The organism is Nocardia sp. NPDC055321 (assembly GCF_053645575.1).
The window spans coordinates 197,440-215,753 of sequence record NZ_JBSHMS010000014.1 but is presented as its reverse complement, the minus strand read 5'-3'; the positions used below and the strand labels follow the sequence as shown (position 1 = coordinate 215,753).

The 18,314-nt window shown below is 68.2% G+C and carries 17 protein-coding genes and 1 riboswitch; of the genes, 11 read left to right on the top strand and 6 right to left on the bottom strand.

Annotation, left to right across the window (positions count from 1 at the left end; translation table 11 throughout):
* The first annotated feature begins 16 nt into the window (after window positions 1-16).
* The 4 genes from ACWIGI_RS23430 to ACWIGI_RS23415 all read left to right on the top strand — a co-directional run bounded on the left by ACWIGI_RS23430 (window position 17) and on the right by ACWIGI_RS23415 (window position 5,199).
* Window positions 17-1,225, top strand: a complete 1,209-nt coding sequence (locus tag ACWIGI_RS23430) for a homogentisate 1,2-dioxygenase domain-containing protein (RefSeq protein WP_454204574.1) — start codon at window positions 17-19, stop codon at window positions 1,223-1,225.
* Between the two features lie 55 nt (window positions 1,226-1,280).
* Window positions 1,281-2,453 carry a fumarylacetoacetase gene (fahA, locus tag ACWIGI_RS23425; RefSeq protein WP_454204573.1) on the top strand — a complete coding sequence of 391 codons (1,173 nt, stop codon included), beginning with the start codon at window positions 1,281-1,283 and terminating at the stop codon, window positions 2,451-2,453.
* A 102-nt stretch (window positions 2,454-2,555) separates the two neighbouring features.
* Window positions 2,556-4,820 (top strand): MMPL family transporter, encoded by a 2,265-nt coding sequence (locus ACWIGI_RS23420; protein WP_454204572.1) that lies wholly within the window; start codon window positions 2,556-2,558, stop codon window positions 4,818-4,820.
* Between the two features lie 148 nt (window positions 4,821-4,968).
* A complete protein-coding gene (locus ACWIGI_RS23415; protein ID WP_454204571.1) occupies window positions 4,969-5,199 on the top strand; it encodes a hypothetical protein in 231 nt (76 codons plus the stop codon).
* A gap of 77 nt (window positions 5,200-5,276) precedes the next feature.
* Here the strand turns inward: ACWIGI_RS23415 and ACWIGI_RS23410 are convergent, their stop codons facing one another.
* Window positions 5,277-5,951 carry a TetR/AcrR family transcriptional regulator gene (locus ACWIGI_RS23410; RefSeq protein WP_454204570.1) on the bottom strand — a complete coding sequence of 225 codons (675 nt, stop codon included), beginning with the start codon at window positions 5,949-5,951 and terminating at the stop codon, window positions 5,277-5,279.
* A 95-nt stretch (window positions 5,952-6,046) separates the two neighbouring features.
* Here ACWIGI_RS23410 and ACWIGI_RS23405 point away from each other — a divergent pair, with 95 nt between their 5' ends.
* From ACWIGI_RS23405 to thiC, 3 genes are all read left to right on the top strand, one after another.
* Window positions 6,047-7,447, top strand: a complete 1,401-nt coding sequence (locus ACWIGI_RS23405) for a lipase family protein (RefSeq protein ID WP_454204569.1) — start codon at window positions 6,047-6,049, stop codon at window positions 7,445-7,447.
* A gap of 97 nt (window positions 7,448-7,544) precedes the next feature.
* Complete coding sequence (locus ACWIGI_RS23400) at window positions 7,545-8,024, top strand: VOC family protein (protein WP_454204568.1); 480 nt, start codon at window positions 7,545-7,547, stop codon at window positions 8,022-8,024.
* Window positions 8,025-8,163: 139 nt separating this feature from the next.
* A riboswitch (TPP riboswitch) is annotated at window positions 8,164-8,286 on the top strand.
* On the top strand, window positions 8,282-9,940 hold the full coding sequence (gene thiC, locus ACWIGI_RS23395; RefSeq protein ID WP_454204567.1) for a phosphomethylpyrimidine synthase ThiC: 1,659 nt from the start codon (window positions 8,282-8,284) through the stop codon (window positions 9,938-9,940). It overlaps the preceding riboswitch by 5 nt.
* Window positions 9,941-10,090: 150 nt before the next feature.
* Here the strand turns inward: thiC and ACWIGI_RS23390 are convergent, their stop codons facing one another.
* Window positions 10,091-10,735, bottom strand: a complete 645-nt coding sequence (locus ACWIGI_RS23390) for a TetR/AcrR family transcriptional regulator (protein ID WP_454204566.1) — start codon at window positions 10,733-10,735, stop codon at window positions 10,091-10,093.
* Between the two features lie 88 nt (window positions 10,736-10,823).
* Here ACWIGI_RS23390 and ACWIGI_RS23385 point away from each other — a divergent pair, with 88 nt between their 5' ends.
* On the top strand, window positions 10,824-11,975 hold the full coding sequence (locus tag ACWIGI_RS23385; protein WP_454204565.1) for an epoxide hydrolase family protein: 1,152 nt from the start codon (window positions 10,824-10,826) through the stop codon (window positions 11,973-11,975).
* A gap of 180 nt (window positions 11,976-12,155) precedes the next feature.
* Window positions 12,156-12,779, top strand: a complete 624-nt coding sequence (locus tag ACWIGI_RS23380) for an NAD(P)-dependent oxidoreductase (RefSeq protein ID WP_454204564.1) — start codon at window positions 12,156-12,158, stop codon at window positions 12,777-12,779.
* A 111-nt stretch (window positions 12,780-12,890) separates the two neighbouring features.
* Here ACWIGI_RS23380 and ACWIGI_RS23375 read toward each other — a convergent pair whose 3' ends face one another.
* Window positions 12,891-14,039 (bottom strand): GTP-binding protein, encoded by a 1,149-nt coding sequence (locus ACWIGI_RS23375; RefSeq protein ID WP_454204563.1) that lies wholly within the window; start codon window positions 14,037-14,039, stop codon window positions 12,891-12,893.
* A gap of 475 nt (window positions 14,040-14,514) precedes the next feature.
* Here ACWIGI_RS23375 and ACWIGI_RS23370 point away from each other — a divergent pair, with 475 nt between their 5' ends.
* Together ACWIGI_RS23370 and ACWIGI_RS23365 are read left to right on the top strand one after the other, a co-directional pair.
* On the top strand, window positions 14,515-15,513 hold the full coding sequence (locus ACWIGI_RS23370) for a helix-turn-helix domain-containing protein (RefSeq protein ID WP_454204562.1): 999 nt from the start codon (window positions 14,515-14,517) through the stop codon (window positions 15,511-15,513).
* Window positions 15,510-15,710, top strand: a complete 201-nt coding sequence (locus ACWIGI_RS23365) for a DUF397 domain-containing protein (RefSeq protein WP_454204561.1) — start codon at window positions 15,510-15,512, stop codon at window positions 15,708-15,710. The genes ACWIGI_RS23370 and ACWIGI_RS23365 overlap by 4 nt, the downstream gene beginning before the upstream one ends.
* 52 nt (window positions 15,711-15,762) lie before the next feature.
* Here the strand turns inward: ACWIGI_RS23365 and ACWIGI_RS23360 are convergent, their stop codons facing one another.
* The 3 genes from ACWIGI_RS23360 to ACWIGI_RS23350 all read right to left on the bottom strand — a co-directional run bounded on the left by ACWIGI_RS23360 (window position 15,763) and on the right by ACWIGI_RS23350 (window position 18,245).
* Window positions 15,763-16,539: a MerR family transcriptional regulator gene (locus ACWIGI_RS23360; protein ID WP_454204560.1), complete on the bottom strand. Its 777-nt coding sequence runs from the start codon at window positions 16,537-16,539 to the stop codon at window positions 15,763-15,765.
* Window positions 16,540-16,577: 38 nt separating this feature from the next.
* A complete protein-coding gene (locus ACWIGI_RS23355) occupies window positions 16,578-17,411 on the bottom strand; it encodes an alpha/beta fold hydrolase (RefSeq protein WP_454204559.1) in 834 nt (277 codons plus the stop codon).
* Between the two features lie 72 nt (window positions 17,412-17,483).
* The gene (locus ACWIGI_RS23350) at window positions 17,484-18,245 is read right to left on the bottom strand and encodes a lysophospholipid acyltransferase family protein (protein ID WP_454204558.1); all 762 of its coding nucleotides are present in this window, start codon (window positions 18,243-18,245) and stop codon (window positions 17,484-17,486) included.
* Between the last annotated feature and the right edge of the window lie 69 nt (window positions 18,246-18,314).

The following is an 18,314-nucleotide window of genomic DNA, read 5'->3' as shown; positions in this document are numbered from 1 at the left end:
TGCGCGGGAGACGGTGATGACGTTCTATCGGCAGGTGGGGGTGGTGCCGCCCAAGCGGCATACCCAGCATCGTGATGAGCAGGGCAGGCTCTATTACGAGGAGCTGATGGGCGAGGAGGGTTTCTCCGGCGACTCCTCGCTGCTCTATCACCGCGGATTGCCGCCCGCCATCGTCGATTCCACCGTCTGGGACCTGCCCGATCAGCGCACCTTTCCCAATCATCCACTGCGGCACCGGCATCTGAAGCTGCACGAGCTGTTCCCGGAGTCCGTGCTCGCCGCGACCGACGTGGTCACCGGCCGGCGCCTGATTCTCGGCAACGCCGACGTGCGGATCTCCTACGTGGCCGCGCTCGCCGAATCACCGCTGTACCGCAATGCCATCGGCGACGAACTGGTCTACATCGAGTCCGGGACCGGCGTGGTGGAGACGGTCTTCGGCGCGCTCCGGGTGCATCCCGGACATCAGGTGCTGCTCCCGCGCGCCACCACCCATCGCTGGCTGCCCGACGGCCCGGAACCCTTGCGCGCCTACCTGATCGAGGGCTCCGGCCACATCACCCCGCCGCAGCGCTATCTCTCGAAGTACGGGCAGCTGCTCGAGCACGCGCCCTACTGCGAACGGGATCTGCACGGCCCGGCCGAACCGCTGCTGCGCACCGGCGCCGACGTCGAGGTCCTCGTCAAACACCGCCCGGCGGGCGAGATCGCCGGTACCCGAATGGTGTACGCCGAGCACCCCTTCGATGTCACGGGCTGGGACGGCTGTCTGTATCCGTTCGCCTTCGACATCGCCGACTTCGAGCCGATCACCGGCCGCGTGCATCAGCCGCCGCCCGCGCACCAGGCGTTCGCCGGCCAGAACTTCGTGGTCTGCGACTTCGTGCCGCGCAAGGTGGACTACCACCCGCTCTCGATACCGGTGCCGTACTACCACTCCAACGTGGACTCCGACGAGATCATGTTCTACTGCGGCGGAAACTACGAGGCGCGCAAGGGATCCGGGATCGGCCAGGGCTCGGTGTCGGTGCATCCCGGCGGCTACGCGCACGGCCCGCAGCCCGGCGCCTACGAACGCAGCATCGGCCTGGAGTTCTTCGACGAGCTGGCGGTCATGGTGGACACCTTTCATCCGCTGCAGTTGGGTGCGGCGGCCCTGGCCTGCGAGGACCCGGGATACGCGTGGACCTGGTCGGGGCGCGGCCCCGACCGGGAGTGGATCTGACAGCGACACAATCGGTGGATCGACAGCGGCGAGTGGGTGGGAAGGTGCAGGGGTCATGAGCAGTCGCGTACGTATCGAGGTGCCCGAGGACTCGGGTTTCGGCCTCGCCCATCTGCCCTACTGCGTCTTCCGGCCGCTGGGCGGCGAGCCGCGGGTGGGTGCGCGGCTCAGCGATTCGGTCATCGATCTGGCGGTGGCGCTGGACGATCCGATGTTCGCGCGGTCCAGCTTGAACGCCTTCATGACCCAGGGGCCGCAGTGCTGGACCGAGGTGCGCGAACGGGTGCGCACGGCCGCGGAGGGCGAATTGCCCGCGGCAGCCGTGCATTCGGTGGCCGCGGTGCGCCTGGAGCTACCCGTGGAGATCGGCGACTACGTCGACTTCTACGCCAGCCTCGACCACGCCACCACCATGGGAGAACTGCTGCGCCCCAACGGTGAAGCGCTGCTGCCGAATTGGCGGCACCTGCCGGTGGGGTACCACGGCCGGGCGGGGACCGTGGTGGTGTCCGGCACCGAGATCCGGCGCCCGCACGGGCAGTACCGGACCGACTCCGGCGCACCGGATTTCGGGCCGAGCCGACGCCTGGACATCGAGGCGGAGCTGGGTTTCCTGGTGGGAGCGGGCTCGCCGCTGGGCAGCCCGGTGCGCACGGCCGATTTCGACGCCCACGTCTTCGGGGTCGCGCTGGTCAACGACTGGTCGGCGCGCGACATCCAGGGCTGGGAGGGTCAGCCGCTCGGCCCGTTCCTGGGCAAGTCGTTCGCAACCACGCTCTCGGCCTGGGTGACCCCGCTGGACGCGCTGGACGCGGCGCGGATTCCGCTGCCCGCGCAGGAACCGCGCCCGCTGCCCTATCTCGGCGACAGCGCACCCTGGGGGCTGGATATCGAGGTGCGCGTGGACTGGAACGGGCAGCGCGTGTCCGCTCCCCCGTTCGACCGCATGTACTGGTCCCCCGCGCAACTGCTCGCGCACATGACGGTGAACGGGGCCTCCACCCGCACCGGCGATCTGTTCGCCTCCGGCACCATCTCCGGGCCCGCGCGCGATCAGCGCGGCTCGCTGATGGAGATGAGCCGGAACGGCCGCGAGCCCATCGATCTGAACGGGGTGCGGCGCACGTTCCTGGAGGACGGCGACGAGGTGAGCATCACCGCCGTCGCGCCCGCGGTGGGTGGCGGCACGCTCGGGCTCGGCGAGGTGCGCGGCCGTATCGCCGGCTGATAGCGGCCGGGCATGGGCATGACCATGGTCACTGGGCATCGCTAGAGCCAGAAGTTGAACGCTACCGTTCCGAAGTCAGAAGACCTCGGAGGGTGCGCGTCAATGTTGACCAGTCTTGCCCGGACCGCCACGGCTCGGCCGCGCGCCGTCCTGGTGGCCGCGTTGTTGCTGATGATTATGTGCGGCGGCTTCGGTGCCACCGCGAAGTCACACATGGTCGGCGGCGGCTATCTCACCGGTGAACTGGAGTCGGTGCAGGCCAACCAGTTCATGGCCGACAGCTTCCCCGACGGCAATCCCAACATCATCGTCATGATCACCTCCGAGGGCGGGGTGAACAGCCCGGAATCGCGCGCCGAGGCCCAGCGCATCACCGATCTGCTCACCGCGGACCCCGAAGTGACCGGCGTGCAGTCCTATTGGACGAGCACCACCGCGCGGCCCGATCTGGCCACCGGCCTGCGCAGCAAGGACAGCAAGCGCGGCCTGATCATGGCCACTCTGCAGGGCACCGACAACGAGGTGCAGATCGCCGCGAACGCGCTGAGCGCCGAACTCAACGGCGACCGCGACGGCGTGCAGGTCCGGACCGGCGGCATGGCGGGCACCTTCGCCGACATCAACCGGCAGGTCGAGAAGGATCTGCTGGTGTCCGAGGCGATCGCCATCCCGATCACGGCCGTGCTGCTGGTGCTGGTGTTCGGCAGCGTGGTCGCGGCCATGCTGCCGCTGGCGGTGGGCCTGTTCGCGATCGCGGCCACGCTCGGCATCCTGCGCCTGCTCACCATGGTCATGGACGTCTCGCTCTTCGCACTGAACATGACCAGCGCGCTGGGCTTCGCGCTCGCCATCGACTACAGCCTGTTCATCGTGAGCCGGTACCGCGAGGAGGTCGCCGCGGGCCGAGATCCCAAGGCTGCCATCGCGCGCGCCGTGCAGACCGCCGGGCGCACCGTCGTCTTCTCCGGGCTCACCGTGGCCCTGGCGCTGGCCGCGCTGGCGGTCTTCCCGCAGCCGTTCTTCAAGTCCTTCGCCTACGCCGGCGTGGCCGTCGTGCTCGCGGCGGTCGCGGCCTCGGTGGTGCTGCTGCCCGCCGCGCTCGTGCTGCTCGGCGATCGGATCAACGCCTGGGATCTGCGAAAGCCGGTGCGCCGCCTGCTCGGTCGCGGTGAGAGCGCGCCGAAGCCGCCCGCGGAGAGCTTCTGGTACCGCCTGGTGACCGGGGTCATGCGGCGCGCGCTGCCGGTCTCGCTGGTCACCGGCGCCCTGCTGCTGTTCGTCGGATCCCCGTTCCTGTCGGTGCATTTCGGCACGCCCGACGACCGGATGATCGGCACCTTCGCCTCCAGCCGCCAGGTCGGCGACGCCCTGCGCTCGGACTTCAACGCCGACATGGCCTCCAGCGCGGTCGTGGTGCTGCCGGAGTTCCGCGGTTCGGCCGAGCAGATCGGCGCGTACGCCAAGGCGCTGTCGGCGGTGCCGGGCGTGCCGGCCGTGCTCTCCAGCGATGGCGTGTACATGAATTCGGCCAAGATGGCCCCCGGCATCGCGACCATGTCCGGACCGCACGGGGCCTACCTCTCGGTGGGCACCACGGTCGCGCCGTATTCGCAGGAGGGCGAGGATCAGCTCGCGGCGCTGCGCGCGGTGCAGGCCCCGGGCCCGGTGCTGTTCGGCGGCGCGGCCGCGCTGAACGAGGACACCATGGATTCGGTGATCGACCGGCTGCCGCTGGCGGGCGCGATCATCGCGATCATCACCCTGATCCTGCTGTTCCTGTTCACCGGCAGCGTGGTGCTCCCGTTCAAGGCGCTGATCCTGAACGCGCTCTCGCTCACGGCCACGTTCGGCGCCATGATCTGGATCTTCGAGGACGGGCACCTGTCCGGGGTCCTCGGCTTCACCCCGACCGGCAGCACGGATCTGTTCATGCCGGTGCTCATGTTCTGCATCGCCTTCGGCATGTCCATGGACTACGAGGTCTTCCTGCTCTCCCGCATTCGCGAGGAGTGGCTGGCCTCGGACCGGACCAGCGCCGCCAACACCCATTCGGTGGCGATGGGCGTGGCCCGCACCGGCCGGATCTTCACCGCCGCGGCCGGTTTGATGGCGGTGGTCCTGCTCGCGGTGGCCACCTCCGAGGTGACCGCGATGAAGCTCTTCGGCATCGGCCTGGCCCTGGCGGTCATCGCGGACGCCACGGTGATTCGCGGCCTGCTGGTCCCGGCCCTGATGCGCCTGATGAGCACCGGCAACTGGTGGGCGCCCAAACCCCTTGCCGCGCTGCACAAGCGGATCGGCCTGGAAGAGGAAGTGCCGGAAGCCGCTGCCGCGCAGCCTGTTCCGGAGCCCGCGCTCGCCAAATAGGCTTCCGGTCAGCACATGTACCGACCTCAGCCGGATCGCGGGCCGCGGCGGTGCACCCCGATGACCCGATAAGCGGGGGCAGCGCGGCGAGGGTTCGAAACGATAACTTCATCTCGGCTCCCTTGAACCGAATACACCGAGGTATCGAATGAACAAGCGCATTGCCGGCATCGCCCTCGCGGGCGCCCTGCTCGTTCCCGCCCAGCTGGCCGCGTCCGCGATGGCCACCGCCGCCGCGCCGCAGGCCGCGAGCCCGATCGGCTCGTCGGATTACGGCTGCACCTCGTCGCAGCCGCCCACGTGCAACCCGGCGTTCCTGCAGTTCCTGCTGCCCCTGCTGACCGGATCCGCGTCCGGATCCGCCAACGGCGGGAAGTAGCGCCACGCGCATCCCGGCCGCCGGGAACCGATATGCGGGCCGATCCGAAAGGATCGGCCCGCGTTGCGTTTCCAGCGCTAGCGCGCGGCCTGCCGGCCGACGTCCACCACGATGACGAAGCGGTTCAGATCCTCGGCGAGGGTCTCCACGCTGTCCGGATCGCCGCCGTCGTCGTGATGATTCAGCCAATCGGTGACGAGTTCGAACATGCCGCCGACGGTGGCCAGGCTCAGGGCCAGATCCTGGCGCTCGTCGAGCGCGGCCCGATCCGGCCACTGTTGCGCCAGGAAGGCCGCGGCCCAGCGGCGGTTGGTGCGGCGCTGGGCCTCGACCGCGGGCGAAATGCCGCCCGCCTCACCGAAGGTGACCTTGGCCAGCCGGGAGTCGTCGGCGATGGCGTGCACGAACGCGCCGATCACCAGCGGTAGCCGGTCGTGCCAGTCCAGCGTGGCCGCCTCGGCCGCCACCTGCGCCACGCGCTCCTGAATATCGTGCGTGATCTGCAGCAGCAGCGCGGTGTAGCACGATTCCTTGCTGTCGAAGTGATCGTAGAAGCCCTTGGTGCCGACGAAGGCCGCCTGGCAGATCTGTTCGATCGAGGTACCCGAATAGCCCTGCCTCGCAAAGAGTTCGGTGGCGGCGGTGAGCAGTTGACGACGGCGCTGCGCACTGCGCTCATCGGCGTCGAGGCCGCGAATACGGCGCCGCACGGGGGTCCGATCCGGTGCCGCGGCTGGGTTGCTGCGGGTCATGCCCACAGATTAGCGGCCGCCTTTTCAGAAAGACATCTTGTTGGCAACCGGTCACCGTGCTGTAATCGCTGTCACGTCGAGGAGAGGGAACAGACGTGGCAATCATCGGGGATCGCCGGCGTCGGGGGCGGCGCCGGCTGACCGCGCTCGCGCTGGTCGCGGCGGTATCGGCATCGGCGGCGGTACTGCTCGGGGGAACGGCGACCGCGCCGCGGGCCGCCGCGCAACCGCTGCCGCCGAACGTGGATCCGTTCTACAGCGCACCGGAGGGCTTCGAATCCCTTGCGCCGGGCGCGATTCTGCGCTCGCGCGAGGTGCAGCTCGCGGTGCTGACCGTCCTGCCGGTGCGGGTGCGCGCCTGGCAGCTGCTGTTTCGCACCACCGACCTGTTCGATCGGCCGACGGTGGCGGCGACCACGGTCGCGATTCCACAGGGGGCGAACACTTCTCGCGGCCGACCACTGGTCTCGCACCAGTTCTTCTACGACAGCACCGCGCCGCACTGCGCGCCCTCGTACGTCCTGCGGCAGGGCGGCGGGCTGCCCGCGCTGGAGGGCATCCACTCCACCGTCGAGTATCTGGAGCTGGCGGCCTCGATCAGTCAGGGTTACGCCGTCAACGTGCCCGATTACGAGGGCCTGAACGGAAATCTGGCCGTGGCCAAGGAGCCCGGCTACATGATCCTGGACAGCATCCGCGCGGCCGAGGCGTTCGAACCGCTCGGGCTGGACGGCGCGAATACCCCGGTGGCCCTGTGGGGTTACTCCGGCGGTGGGATGGGCAGCGGCTGGGCCGCGGAGATGCAACCCACCTACGCGCCGGAGCTGAACATCGCGGGCATCGCGCTGGGCGCGCCGGTGTCGGACGTGGAATCGCTGCTGCACGTGAACGGTTCGATGTTCGCGAGCCTGATCGGCGTCGGGATCGCCGCGCTGCGCAACGCCTACCCGACGTTCGCCGAGACCACCGACCGGCACCTGACCGCCGAGGGCCGGGCGATCATGGACCGCACCGCGAACCAGTGCCTGGTGCGCAACGTGCTCAACCTGATGTTCACCGATTATCAACGGCTGCTGGACATTCCGATCGCGGACTTCCTGGCGCTGCCCGAGATCGCCGAGGTCTTCGATCAAACGGTGCTCGGCGGTACCGCACCGACCGCGCCGATGTTCGTGTACCAGGGCGTCTTCGACGAGGCGGTGCCGTGGTTCACCAACGACCGCATGGTCGGCCGCTGGTGCGCGGCGGGATCGTCGGTGCTCTACAAGCGCGATCACCTCAGCGAGCACCTGACCCTGACCACCCTCGGCATGGCCGACGCCTTCAACTGGATCAAGGCCCGGCTCGCTCCGGGCGCGGCCGATCCGGTGGGATGCCGGACCGAGAACGTGGTCACGATGCTGGCGAACGTGGACGCCCTCGTCACCCAGACCGAGATCGGCCTGAACGCCACCTTCGGCGCGCTGGGCTGGCCGATCGGCCCGCGCGAGAACTGACCCCGCCGCCCCGCGGGGGATGATGGGAGCCGATGAATCCGGCGCGGTCGCGCCGTCTGTACGGGTAACGGCTACAACCCCGCTCAGGAGGACCGTCATGCAGAAGATCGTCACCAACCTGTGGTTCGACACCGAGGCCGAGCAGGCCGCGGAGTTCTACTGTTCGCTCTTCGCGGACTCCAAGATCATCGACGTGCAGCCCTACGGCGAGGCGGGCATGCGCGAGAGCGACCTGACCATGCTGGTGGAGTTCGAGCTGAACGGCCAGCACTTCACCGCCATCAACGGCGGCGGCGAGTTCGCCTACACGCACGCGATGTCCCTGCTGATCAACTGCGACGATCAGGCCGAGGTCGATCGGCTTTGGGCGGCCCTGCTCGCCGACGGCGGCAAGGAGATCGAATGCGGCTGGCTCAACGACAAATACGGCGTCCCGTGGCAGGTCTGGCCGGCCGAGGCGAACGAGCTGGTCGGCGGTCCGGACCCCGAGGGCCGCAACCGTGCCATGCGGGCGATGTACGGCATGAAGAAGATCGATCTCGCCGCCCTGCGCGCGGCCTACGAGGGCACGGCCTAGCGCGGAATCCGCGAAACCCCACGTCGACGGCCGTGCCCGGCTGCTTCCCGGGCACGGCCGTCCGGTTTGCGCGGGTATCGGCCGGTCCGCGCGGGTAGGTCTCGCGGGTTCCGGACGCCCGGTAAGGTCGGCTGCGGTAATCACTGCCAACGGGGGCTCGCACCAGCGGGCTGAGAGGACGGCTAGCCGCAAGGCGTCAGGGCCGTCGACCGTATGAACCTGACCGGGTAATGCCGGCGTAGGGAGGATTCTTTTCCATGTCGAATCGTGCCACCGGGACGTCCGCGCCCGTAGACACCGTGACCACCGGCCCCATCGAGGGCAGCGTCAAGCACTACGAACTCGTCGAATCCGACGGGGTCACGCTGCGCATTCCGGTGCGCCGGGTCAATCTCACCAACGGCGAGCATTTCGACCTGTACGACACCTCGGGCCCGTACACCGACGACACCGCGGTGATCGATCTCGAGGCCGGGCTGCCGCGCACCCGCGACTCCTGGGCCAAGCCCGATGTTCCGGGTCCGCGCACCCAGCTGGCCTGGGCGCGCGCGGGAATCATCACCGCGGAGATGCGCTTCATCGCCGCGCGCGAGGGCGTCGAACCCGAGGTGGTGCGCGAAGAGGTCGCGGCCGGGCGCGCGGTGATTCCCGCGAACCACAATCACCCCGAGTGCGAGCCGATGATCATCGGCAAGAAGTTCCTGGTGAAGATCAACGCCAATATCGGCAACTCGGCCGTGAGCTCCTCGATCTCCGAGGAGGTCGAGAAGATGGTGTGGGCCACCCGCTGGGGCGCGGACAACATCATGGATCTGTCCACCGGCAAGAACATTCACGAGACCCGCGAGTGGATCCTGCGCAACTCCCCCGTCCCGGTCGGCACCGTGCCGATCTACCAGGCGCTGGAGAAGGTGAACGGCGATCCCACCAGGCTCACCTGGGAGATCTACCGCGACACCGTGATCGAGCAGGCCGAGCAGGGCGTGGACTACATGACCGTGCACGCGGGCGTGCTGCTGCGCTACGTGCCGCTGACCGCCAAGCGCGTCACCGGCATCGTCTCGCGCGGCGGGTCGATCATGGCCGCGTGGTGCCTGGCGCATCATCAGGAATCGTTCCTGTACACCAACTTCCGCGAGCTCTGCGAGATCCTGGCGAAGTACGACATCACCTTCTCCCTCGGTGACGGCCTGCGGCCCGGTTCGATCGCGGACGCCAACGACGAGGCCCAGTTCGCCGAGCTGCGCACCCTGGGCGAGCTCACGAAGATCGCGAAATCCTATGGCGTGCAGGTGATGATCGAGGGCCCGGGCCACGTGCCCATGCACAAGATCGTGGAGAACGTGCGGCTCGAGGAGGAGCTGTGCGAGGAGGCCCCGTTCTACACCCTCGGCCCGCTCGCCACCGACATCGCGCCCGCGTACGACCACATCACCTCGGCCATCGGCGCCGCGATCATCGCGCAGGCCGGCACCGCCATGCTCTGCTACGTCACGCCGAAGGAGCACCTGGGCCTGCCCAACCGCGATGACGTGAAGGTCGGCGTCATCACCTACAAGATCGCCGCGCACTCCGCGGACCTGGCCAAGGGGCACCCGCACGCCCAGGACCGCGACGACGCGCTGTCCAAGGCGCGCTTCGAGTTCCGCTGGCACGACCAGTTCAACCTGTCGCTGGACCCCGACACCGCGCGGGAGTACCACGACGAGACCATGCCCGCCGAGCCCGCCAAGACCGCGCACTTCTGTTCCATGTGCGGTCCGAAGTTCTGCTCGATGCGCATCTCCGCCGACGTGCGCGAGTACGCAGAGAAGCAGGGCCTGACCGATGTGGCCGCCATCGAGGCGGGCATGGCCGAGAAGTCGGCCGAGTTCGCCTCGACCGGCGGCAAGGTGTACCTGCCCGTCGTTTCCTGACGGTCGTTTCCTGACGGTCGTCTCCCGATCGGCGACGCCGCACCGGCGTGCAGAGATTCGACCAGGTGACACGGTTTTGCGTTGCGGCCCATCGGTTTTCACCGATGGGCCGCTCCCGTGCCGGCCACCGCCACCCCGTGCCGGCCCGGTTCAGCGCCGCTGCCAGCGGTGCGCGAACTCGTCCGGCGCGGGCGGCGGGCCGGGCAGCTCGCCGACGGTGGCGAGCCCGTCCACCAGCAGGGCCAGGACGCGGCGGCGCAGCTGGGCGGTGCGCTCGGCGTCCGGCAGCGTGATGGCGGCGCAGGATTCGAGGATCAGGCCGACGTCGGCGACGGTGGCGGCGGGTCGCAGACGGCCCGATTCGTGTGCGCGGCGCAGGATTTCGGTGTTGAGGGCGCCGGCTCGCTGGATGTCCGGCAGGATCGAGTCGTCCGGGGTGAAGGTCCCCGCGAGGTGCGTGGTCAGCGAGTGCACGTCCGCGTCCACGACCCGCTCGAGGAAGCCCACGAACCCGCGCCAGCCGTCGGAATCCTCCAGCGCCGCTTCGGCTTCGACGTTGTAGCGGCGTAATCCGTCGTAGCAGAGGGTGCGCAGCAGATCCTCCTTGCCCGGGTAGCGCCGGTACAGTGCGCTGATGCCCACCCCGGCCCGCTCCGCGACCGCGGAGATGGGCGCCTTGGGATCGGCCAGGAACACCTCGCGCGCGGCCGCCAGGATGAGTTCGTCGTTGCGGGCGGCCTGCGCCTTGCGGCCGGGCAGTCCGCGCTGAGCTGGGGTTTCGGAAATCTTCGGCATGAATCGAGAATAGCACTTGAACGGAATGATCTGTTCCGCTATCGTTGGAAACAGAACGAAACATTCCGTTCCAAACGAGGAGAACGACATGAGCACCACCGCCGCCGCCATCAAGCCCTTCCGCATCGACGTCCCCCAGGCCCGGCTGGACGATCTGGCCGATCGGCTGCGCCGGACGCTGTGGCCGCACGAACTCCCGAACGTCGCCGACACCTACGGCGTGCCGAACCGGCGGGTGCGCGAGCTCGCCGAGTACTGGCTGGAGTCCTTCGATTGGCGGGCGCTCGAGGCGAAGCTGAACTCGTACCCGCAGTTCACCACCGAGATCGAGGGCGAGGACATCCACTTCCTGCACATCCGCTCCGAGCGCGCCGACGCGACGCCGGTGATCCTGACCCACGGCTGGCCGGGCTCGATCCTCGAGTACCTCGACGTCATCGAACCGCTCACCGCGCCGGCCTCGGACACCGATCCCGCCTTCCACCTGGTCATTCCGTCGGTGCCCGGCTTCGGGTTCTCCGGCCCGACCCGCAGCACCGGCTGGAGCCGCTACCGCACCGCCCGCGCCTGGGTCGAGCTCATGGACCGCCTCGGCTACCAGCGGTACGGCGCGATCGGCAACGACGGCGGCTCGATGATCTCCCCCGAGATGGGCCGCATCGCCCCCGACAAGGTGATCGGAGTCCATGTGACGCAGCTGTTCTCGTTCCCGTCCGGCGATCCGGCGGAGATGGCGGACCTGTCCGAGGAGGACCTGGCCGGGCTGGCGATCCTGCAGTGGTTCCACGAGAACAAGATGGCGTTCAACATGCTGCACAGCCAGCAGCCGCAGACCCTGGCTTTCGCGCTCGCCGATTCCCCGGTGGGCCTGCTGGGCTGGAACTCCCAGCTCTTCGGCGAATCCCTGGACGCCGATTTCATCATCGGCAACATCGCGATCTACTGGCTGACCGGCACCGCGGGCTCCTCGATCCGCTTCTACTACGAGGACGCCCACACCACCGATCACCCGCAGGGCCCGACCACCGTGCCGACCGCGCTGGCCATGTTCAAGGGTGACTTCCAGTCGATCCGCCGCTTCGCCGAGCGCGATCACAAGAACATCGTGCGCTGGAACTCCTACGACGCGACCTCCGTGCACGGCGGCGGCGCGAACGACGCGGCCGGGCACTACGCCGCCCACGAGGCGCCGGAGGTGCTGATCGCCGACATCCGCGAGTTCTTCGCCCAGCTCGGCTGAGCTGTCCGCACGTCACGAGACCCGCAACCCTCCGGGGGCGCGGGTCTCGCGCGTTCTCCCCCTCGTTCGGCGCGCGAGCGTCTCCCGCATGTCCGCGAGACGCACGGCGATGGTTCCGCGCGGTCTCGGTTGGTGTACTGGATTCAGCGAGTTACCAACGGATTTCACCAGGAGAACACAATGCGTATCGCACTTTTCGGAGCTACCGGCACCCTCGGCCGCGTCGTCCTGACCAAGGCGCTCGAGGCCGGTCACGAGGTCACCGCGCTCACCCGTAACGCGGACAACATCACCGTCTCCCACGAGCGGCTGCGTGTGGTGGTCGGCGACGTGCTGGACCCGGCGGCGGTGGAGCGGACGGTGCTCGGCCAGGAGGCCGTGCTGGTCTGCCTCGGCGCCGGGCGCAAGGGCGTGGTCCGCGCCGAGGGCACGCGAATCATCATGGCGGCCATGGAGCGCGCGGGCGTGAAGCGGCTCGTCTGCCAGTCCACCCTGGGCGCGGGCGACAGCCACGGCAACCTGAACTTCCTGTGGAAGTACATCCTGTTCGGCCTGCTGCTGCGGCCGGCGATGGCCGACCACAACGTGCAGGAGGGGTACGTGCGGGCGTCGAACCTGGACTGGACCATCGTGCGCCCCAGCGCTTTCACCGATGGACCGGCCGAGGGCGCCTACCGCCGGAATTTCGGGCCGGACGAGAAGGGGCTGACGCTGAAGATCTCACGCGCCGACATCGCGGATTTCCTCGTCGAGCAGCTCACCGACACCACCTACGTGCGCCGCACGCCCGCCATCTCGAATTGAGTTCGAGATCGGCGATGTGGCCGAGCCGGGGTATCGACGCCCGGCATCGGCGATGGGCAGTGCCGGTCGCCGCTCGCACGTCGGGCGGCGACCGGCGCGCCCCGCCCCGGGTCAGGCGTGGTCGTGCGCCGCGCCCCAGGACGGGAACGGGTCGGCGTATCCGGCCCAAACCACCGGCCCCGCAGCCATTTCCGCGTCGGTGAGCAGGGCCGAGTTCAGCAGGTCGCGCACGTGCGGACGGTCCAGCTTCACCCCGATGAAGACGATCTCCTGGCCCGGCGGCATATCCAGCGCCGACCAGTACGCGCCCGCCTCGAAGGTCAGATTCGGCCCGGCCTGCGACCAGATGGCGGCCAGGTCGGCGCGGGTCGCGAGCCAGAAGAAGCCCTTGCTGCGCAGCAGGCGCTGCATCTGCGCGAGGGCCGCCTCCAGGCGTTCGGGATGGAAGGGCCGGTCGGCGGTGAAGGTGATGCTGCTGATGCCGTATTCCTCGGTTTCCGGGGTGTGGCCGCCGGCCAGTTCCTCGTCCCAGCCCTCGTACTGCGCGGCGATGTCGGGGTTGTAGCGGCCGGTGCCGAGCACCTCGGACAGCTCCACCACCCCGTGGGCGGCGTGCACGATGTGCGCCTGCGGATTGAGCCGGCGCAGCATGGCCTCGACGGTGCCCACCGCGTTGCGGCTCACCAGGTCGGTCTTGTTGAGCACCAGCACGTTCGCGAATTCGACCTGATCGACGAGCAGGTCGGCGATGGTGCGCGCGTCTCCCTCCCCCGCCTGCATGTCCCGGTCCGCGAGGGCCTGCCCCTTCACCACTTCGGCCAGGAACGTCGAGGCGTCGACCACGGTGACCATGGTGTCCAGCCGCGCAAGCTCCCCGAGGGTGAACCCGTCCTCGAACTCCCACTCGAAGGTCGCCGCCACCGGCATGGGTTCGGAGATCCCGGTCGATTCGATGACGAGCTGGTCGAACCGCCCCTCCCGCGCGAGCTTGCCGACCGATTCGAGCAGATCCTCCCGCAGCGTGCAGCAGATGCACCCGTTGGTCAGCTCGACCAGCTTCTCCTCGGTCCGGTCCAGATGCCCCTGCCCCTCGATGAGCGCGGCGTCGATGTTGACCTCGCTCATGTCGTTGACGATGACGGCGACCCGCCGCCCCTCCCGGTTGGCGAGGATGTGGTTGAGCAGGGTGGTCTTGCCCGCCCCGAGGAAGCCGGAGAGCACGGTCACGGGCAGCGGGGCGGGTGCGGGGGCTGAAGTCATCCCTACATGATAATGATTTTCATTAGCAGTAGAGCGCCGGGGGTGGTTGTCGCCCCCGGACGTTGCACGGCGCGGATACGGTGATCGAGCGAAGTAGAAGTAGGGGTTCGTCATCGCCGATCACACTCCCCGCGCGATTCCGGCCCGATGCTGTCCCCGATGCCACCGTCCCCCGCCACCGGCCGCGGGGACGTAGAGGTGTCCCCCGCCCCCGATGCTGTCGAGTCGGAGGAATCTGACCTCGCCGCCGGCCCGGATCCCCAGAAACCCCCAGACGGTCACGGCGGTGCACAACATAACGAGCGCTACGAGCACGCAAGTCTCCCAAGACATATCGAATCACCCCATCGAATTCCGTTGCCGAGATATCGGGACGAAGTCGGCGGTTCAGATGCGATTCCATCGCCCGCCGCCTACTCCAGTAGACACCCGAGCGAGCTTTTCTGAACCGTTCACAGCGTGATGCAGAACGAATATGATGGGCGCACAGTTTGAACATGCACGCGCTGTGCATGCACGAAATGTGCACGCACACACCGCACCTGAACAGTTCGAAGCACACGCAGATAGCGAGGCTAACGAAATGACAGGATCGACAGTCTCTCGCAGAGCCTTCGGAAACCTCATTCGCGAATTGCGAGACCGCGCCGGAAAGACTTTGCTGGCGGCAGGTTTGGAGGCCGAGGTGTCACGCATGACCATCCAGCGCATGGAGGACGGCTGGGCAACCAAGATCAGCACCATGCAGCTCAAAAGTCTGCTCGATTTCTACGGCGCCGACGCCGGGAGTCGCAGCGAAGCCTTGGCCCTATGGGACGAAGTCAAGGAGCAGGCGAAAGCGGAAAGGCTCCAGGGAAATTCCAAAGGATTCTGGAAGTCCTACACCGATCAGATCGCTCCGAACTTCCCAAAGTTTCTTCGCCTGGAGTCCGCCGCCGAATCCGTCATCACCTACCAGCCGACCATGATCCCCGGATTGCTGCAAACACCCGCGTATCGCCGTGCCATCATCTCCATCAACGAACCCGGACTGTCCGCAGTCGACATGGAACGCCGCCTGGAGTTGACCGCGAAGCGAAAACTGGTCCTCGACAATGCATTTCAGCTGGAAGCGTTCATTTCCGAGGCGGTTCTGTGCCATCTGCCTGGCGACCCAGCAGTGATGGCTGACCAGTTCCGAAGTCTGGGGGAGGTGGGAGAAACGGTGCGGCTCAGAGTGGTTCCATTCCGAGCCGGGCCTCATCGCGGGCTGACGATGCAGGGCTTCTCCCTACTGCAGTTCCCCGACAGCACACACGGCATGCCGCTGCCCCCGGTCGTATTCGCCGAGGGAGCGCTCGGCAGCACTTTCCATGAACATGAGGAAGAGCTCTCCGAATATCGCGAGGCGATCGAGAACCTCCGGACGGTAGCGTTGTCCGAGGAGGGTTCCAGAGACCTCATGCTTCGAGTTGCGAAGGAGTACGCGGCGTGAACAAGCCGAATACAGGCGACTGGTACAAGTCCAGCCGGTCCGAGGGCGGCAAGCAGTGCGTGGAGGTCTGCCACGCCGAAGGCCGCACCGGAGTCCGCGACAGCAAGAACCCCGGCGGCCCTGAGCTGTGGTTCACGCCCGGCGAGTGGGATGCCTTCGTGGCCGGAACCGCGAACAGCGAGTTCGACTGCCGCTGAACCGGTTCGGCGGGACCAGCCGCATCATCTCCGCTCGATGCCGAACACTCCGCTACCGCCGGTTCGGCCGCGTGCGCTCGAGTTTGGTCCAGCCGGTCCAGCCGCGACCGGCCAGCAGGTCGGCCAGCCGCCGGGCCGACGGGGCGGCGTCGAACGCCAGTGTGTCGAGAAGCCTTGCCAGGGACGGCTCTATCTCACCGCCGACGTAGTCCTCGCCCTGTTCGTCGGCGAGCACGGTGAGGTAGGCGGCCATCCTGTCGACCAGGGCGACCAGTGCCCGGTCGTCGTCGGGGCGGTCGAGGGCGTCGCTCAGGGTCAGGTAGAAGTCGGCGAGCGGCGTCCCGGCGAGCTGCTCGCGCTTGCGGGCGATCAGTACCGGGACACGCTCGGGAGCCGACGCGGCCAACGGAATCCAGCCGTCGCGTTCGACCCGGATGATCCGCTCGTCGACGCCCAGCGCCCGTAATCGGTAGAGGAACTCGACCACGTCCGTCGGCAGCACCAGGCTGTCGCCGACCGCCAGGCGGGCGATCTGCTCGCGATGCCGCTGCCGTTGCCGGATCTCGGCCCGCAACCGCTCGTCGATCTCCGCGATGGCCGCGGTGAACTCCTCCGGGTCTGCCCGGAGCAACTCTCGCACGCGCGCGAGCGGTACCCCGGCCACGGCGAGGGTCCGGATCTTGATCAGTTCGACCACGGCGTCCGCACCGTACCGGCGATAGCCCGAGTGGTCCCGTTCCGGCTCCGGCAGTAGCCCTTTGGCGTGGTAGTGCCGCACCGCGCGCACCGTCACCCCGACGTAGGACGCGAGCTCGCCGATCGTCAGCATCGGGCCAGTCTCCCCGAGACGGGAACAGCTCGGGGGTATCACGCGGTTGACCGAGTGCACCCGGTCCGGATCATCCGGGCGACGTCCGAGACATGGGTGACGACCAGCGCGTGCGTGGCATCGAGCCAGGACGTGGAAATGTGTGGCCGCTCGTGCACGAGCCGCTCGATGCCCGCCCGCCACAGCCGATTGTGCCGCGGGGCCCGTCCAGCATCACTGTCGCCGGCCATCGAGGTCGACATGATCATGTGGATCGGGCAGTCGATCCTGCGGTACCGGTCGATGATTCCGGGCCCGGCCACATCGATGTCCAGGGTGATCCCGGAGCGGAGCACGTCCAGCTCGAGATTGAGGTCGAGGATTTCCCGCGCGGTGAGCGACACCTGATACGTTGTGCCGCCGCTACTTTCGTGTGCCGCCAGGTTTTCCCACAGTGCGCGCAACTCCGGCAGATCGGTCGCGGTGATGAACGGTGCGGGTATGGGATTGGCCCCGTCGATGAGAACGAGCTCGCCGACGGCGTCGGGATGCTCGGCGGCATAGTGCACGATCAGGTCCGCGCCGTACGAGTGACCCGCGAGCACGGGCTGCGCGGGCAGACCGAGACCTCCCACCTCCGCCAGCACGGCGGCGAAATCACCGAGGAACGTATCGAAGGAAGGACGGTCGACCGCCGGGGACAGGCCGTGGCCCCGCAGGTCGAAGGTCATGACATCGAAGTCACGCCGCAGCAGCGTGATGAGTTCGCCCAGCTCGGCCTGTGTCGAGGTCAGACCGGGACAGAAGACGAGGGGTCGCCCCTCGCCCCCGCGAGACACCGGGATCGCGACCCCGTCGCGCCGGACCATGAATCGATCGGTTGTCGTAGTCATGCCGCCGATGCTGAAGCGTTGACCCAGCGTCAGGGTCAACCATCGGGTCCACCCACCTCGGCGGCCCGTCGGTCAGTAGGCCGCGACCGCCGCGTCGAGGGCGGCCTGCAGCTCCTCGCGGACCAGGTTCGTGATCTCGGCGGGTTCGGCGGGCAATTCGCCGACCGGCCGCCGGAAGTAGAAGCTGGCCGAACGGACATCGGCCGTGCTCAGTTTGACGGCGGGATCCGCCCGGGGCCCGTAGCTGAGCCCGATATTGACCAGCACCGGGTTCGCGCCGAGTTCGCGGGCCCGGCTGACGACATGGCCGATGCCGCCGCCCAGTTCCTGCACCCGCGTGTGGTCGACGTAGTTGCAGGTCCCCTCGGGGAACAGGGCGATGCTGTCGCCGCGCGCCAGGATCTCCGCGCAGGTGTCGATCAACCGCGCCGACGCGGCGTTGACCGGGGAGTTCTCGTGGTCCCGGCTGCGAAAGACCGGCATCCCGCCCATGGTGTCGAGCATGCCCCGCATCTTGGGGTCGGCGAAGACCTCGTGCTTGGCCAGCACCCTGGTGTGCCCGATGACGGGCCGCAGCGGGCTGCGCCAGGCCGCCGCGCTCACCGTGTAGGGGTCCTTCTCCGACAGGTGGTTGATCGAGATGACCACCGGACGCCCCCCGGAGATGAAGTCCCGCAGCTCTTTCCGAGCCCCCTCCGCGAAACCGACCCGGGGCCGGAAGCGATGCCCGAGCAACCAGTACGCCGCCTTCGCCTTCACCAGGTTCTGCCGATGATCGCGGTAGTAGTCGTACACGGCGTCATAGTTGTCCAGCGCGATCTCGGGCGGTTCCATACCGACAGCGTATCCGCGGAATACCCCGCCCGATGACGGCGCGGCCACCGCGCCCACGCCTGCCACCAG

Excerpts from the sequence above, each read along its gene's own strand:
- ACWIGI_RS23355 (WP_454204559.1), bottom strand. The coding sequence starts at position 17,411 with ATGACTACGACAACCGATCGATTCATGGTCCGGCGCGACGGGGTCGCG.
- ACWIGI_RS23350 (WP_454204558.1), bottom strand. The coding sequence starts at position 18,245 with ATGGAACCGCCCGAGATCGCGCTGGACAACTATGACGCCGTGTACGAC.
- fahA (WP_454204573.1), top strand. The coding sequence starts at position 1,281 with ATGAGCAGTCGCGTACGTATCGAGGTGCCCGAGGACTCGGGTTTCGGC.
- ACWIGI_RS23370 (WP_454204562.1), top strand. The coding sequence starts at position 14,515 with ATGATGGGCGCACAGTTTGAACATGCACGCGCTGTGCATGCACGAAAT.
- ACWIGI_RS23430 (WP_454204574.1), top strand. The coding sequence starts at position 17 with ATGACGTTCTATCGGCAGGTGGGGGTGGTGCCGCCCAAGCGGCATACC.
- ACWIGI_RS23410 (WP_454204570.1), bottom strand. The coding sequence starts at position 5,951 with ATGACCCGCAGCAACCCAGCCGCGGCACCGGATCGGACCCCCGTGCGG.
- ACWIGI_RS23375 (WP_454204563.1), bottom strand. The coding sequence starts at position 14,039 with ATGACTTCAGCCCCCGCACCCGCCCCGCTGCCCGTGACCGTGCTCTCC.
- ACWIGI_RS23360 (WP_454204560.1), bottom strand. The coding sequence starts at position 16,539 with ATGCTGACGATCGGCGAGCTCGCGTCCTACGTCGGGGTGACGGTGCGC.
- ACWIGI_RS23385 (WP_454204565.1), top strand. The coding sequence starts at position 10,824 with ATGAGCACCACCGCCGCCGCCATCAAGCCCTTCCGCATCGACGTCCCC.
- ACWIGI_RS23390 (WP_454204566.1), bottom strand. The coding sequence starts at position 10,735 with ATGCCGAAGATTTCCGAAACCCCAGCTCAGCGCGGACTGCCCGGCCGC.
- ACWIGI_RS23400 (WP_454204568.1), top strand. The coding sequence starts at position 7,545 with ATGCAGAAGATCGTCACCAACCTGTGGTTCGACACCGAGGCCGAGCAG.
- ACWIGI_RS23380 (WP_454204564.1), top strand. The coding sequence starts at position 12,156 with ATGCGTATCGCACTTTTCGGAGCTACCGGCACCCTCGGCCGCGTCGTC.
- ACWIGI_RS23420 (WP_454204572.1), top strand. The coding sequence starts at position 2,556 with ATGTTGACCAGTCTTGCCCGGACCGCCACGGCTCGGCCGCGCGCCGTC.
- thiC (WP_454204567.1), top strand. The coding sequence starts at position 8,282 with ATGTCGAATCGTGCCACCGGGACGTCCGCGCCCGTAGACACCGTGACC.
- ACWIGI_RS23415 (WP_454204571.1), top strand. The coding sequence starts at position 4,969 with ATGAACAAGCGCATTGCCGGCATCGCCCTCGCGGGCGCCCTGCTCGTT.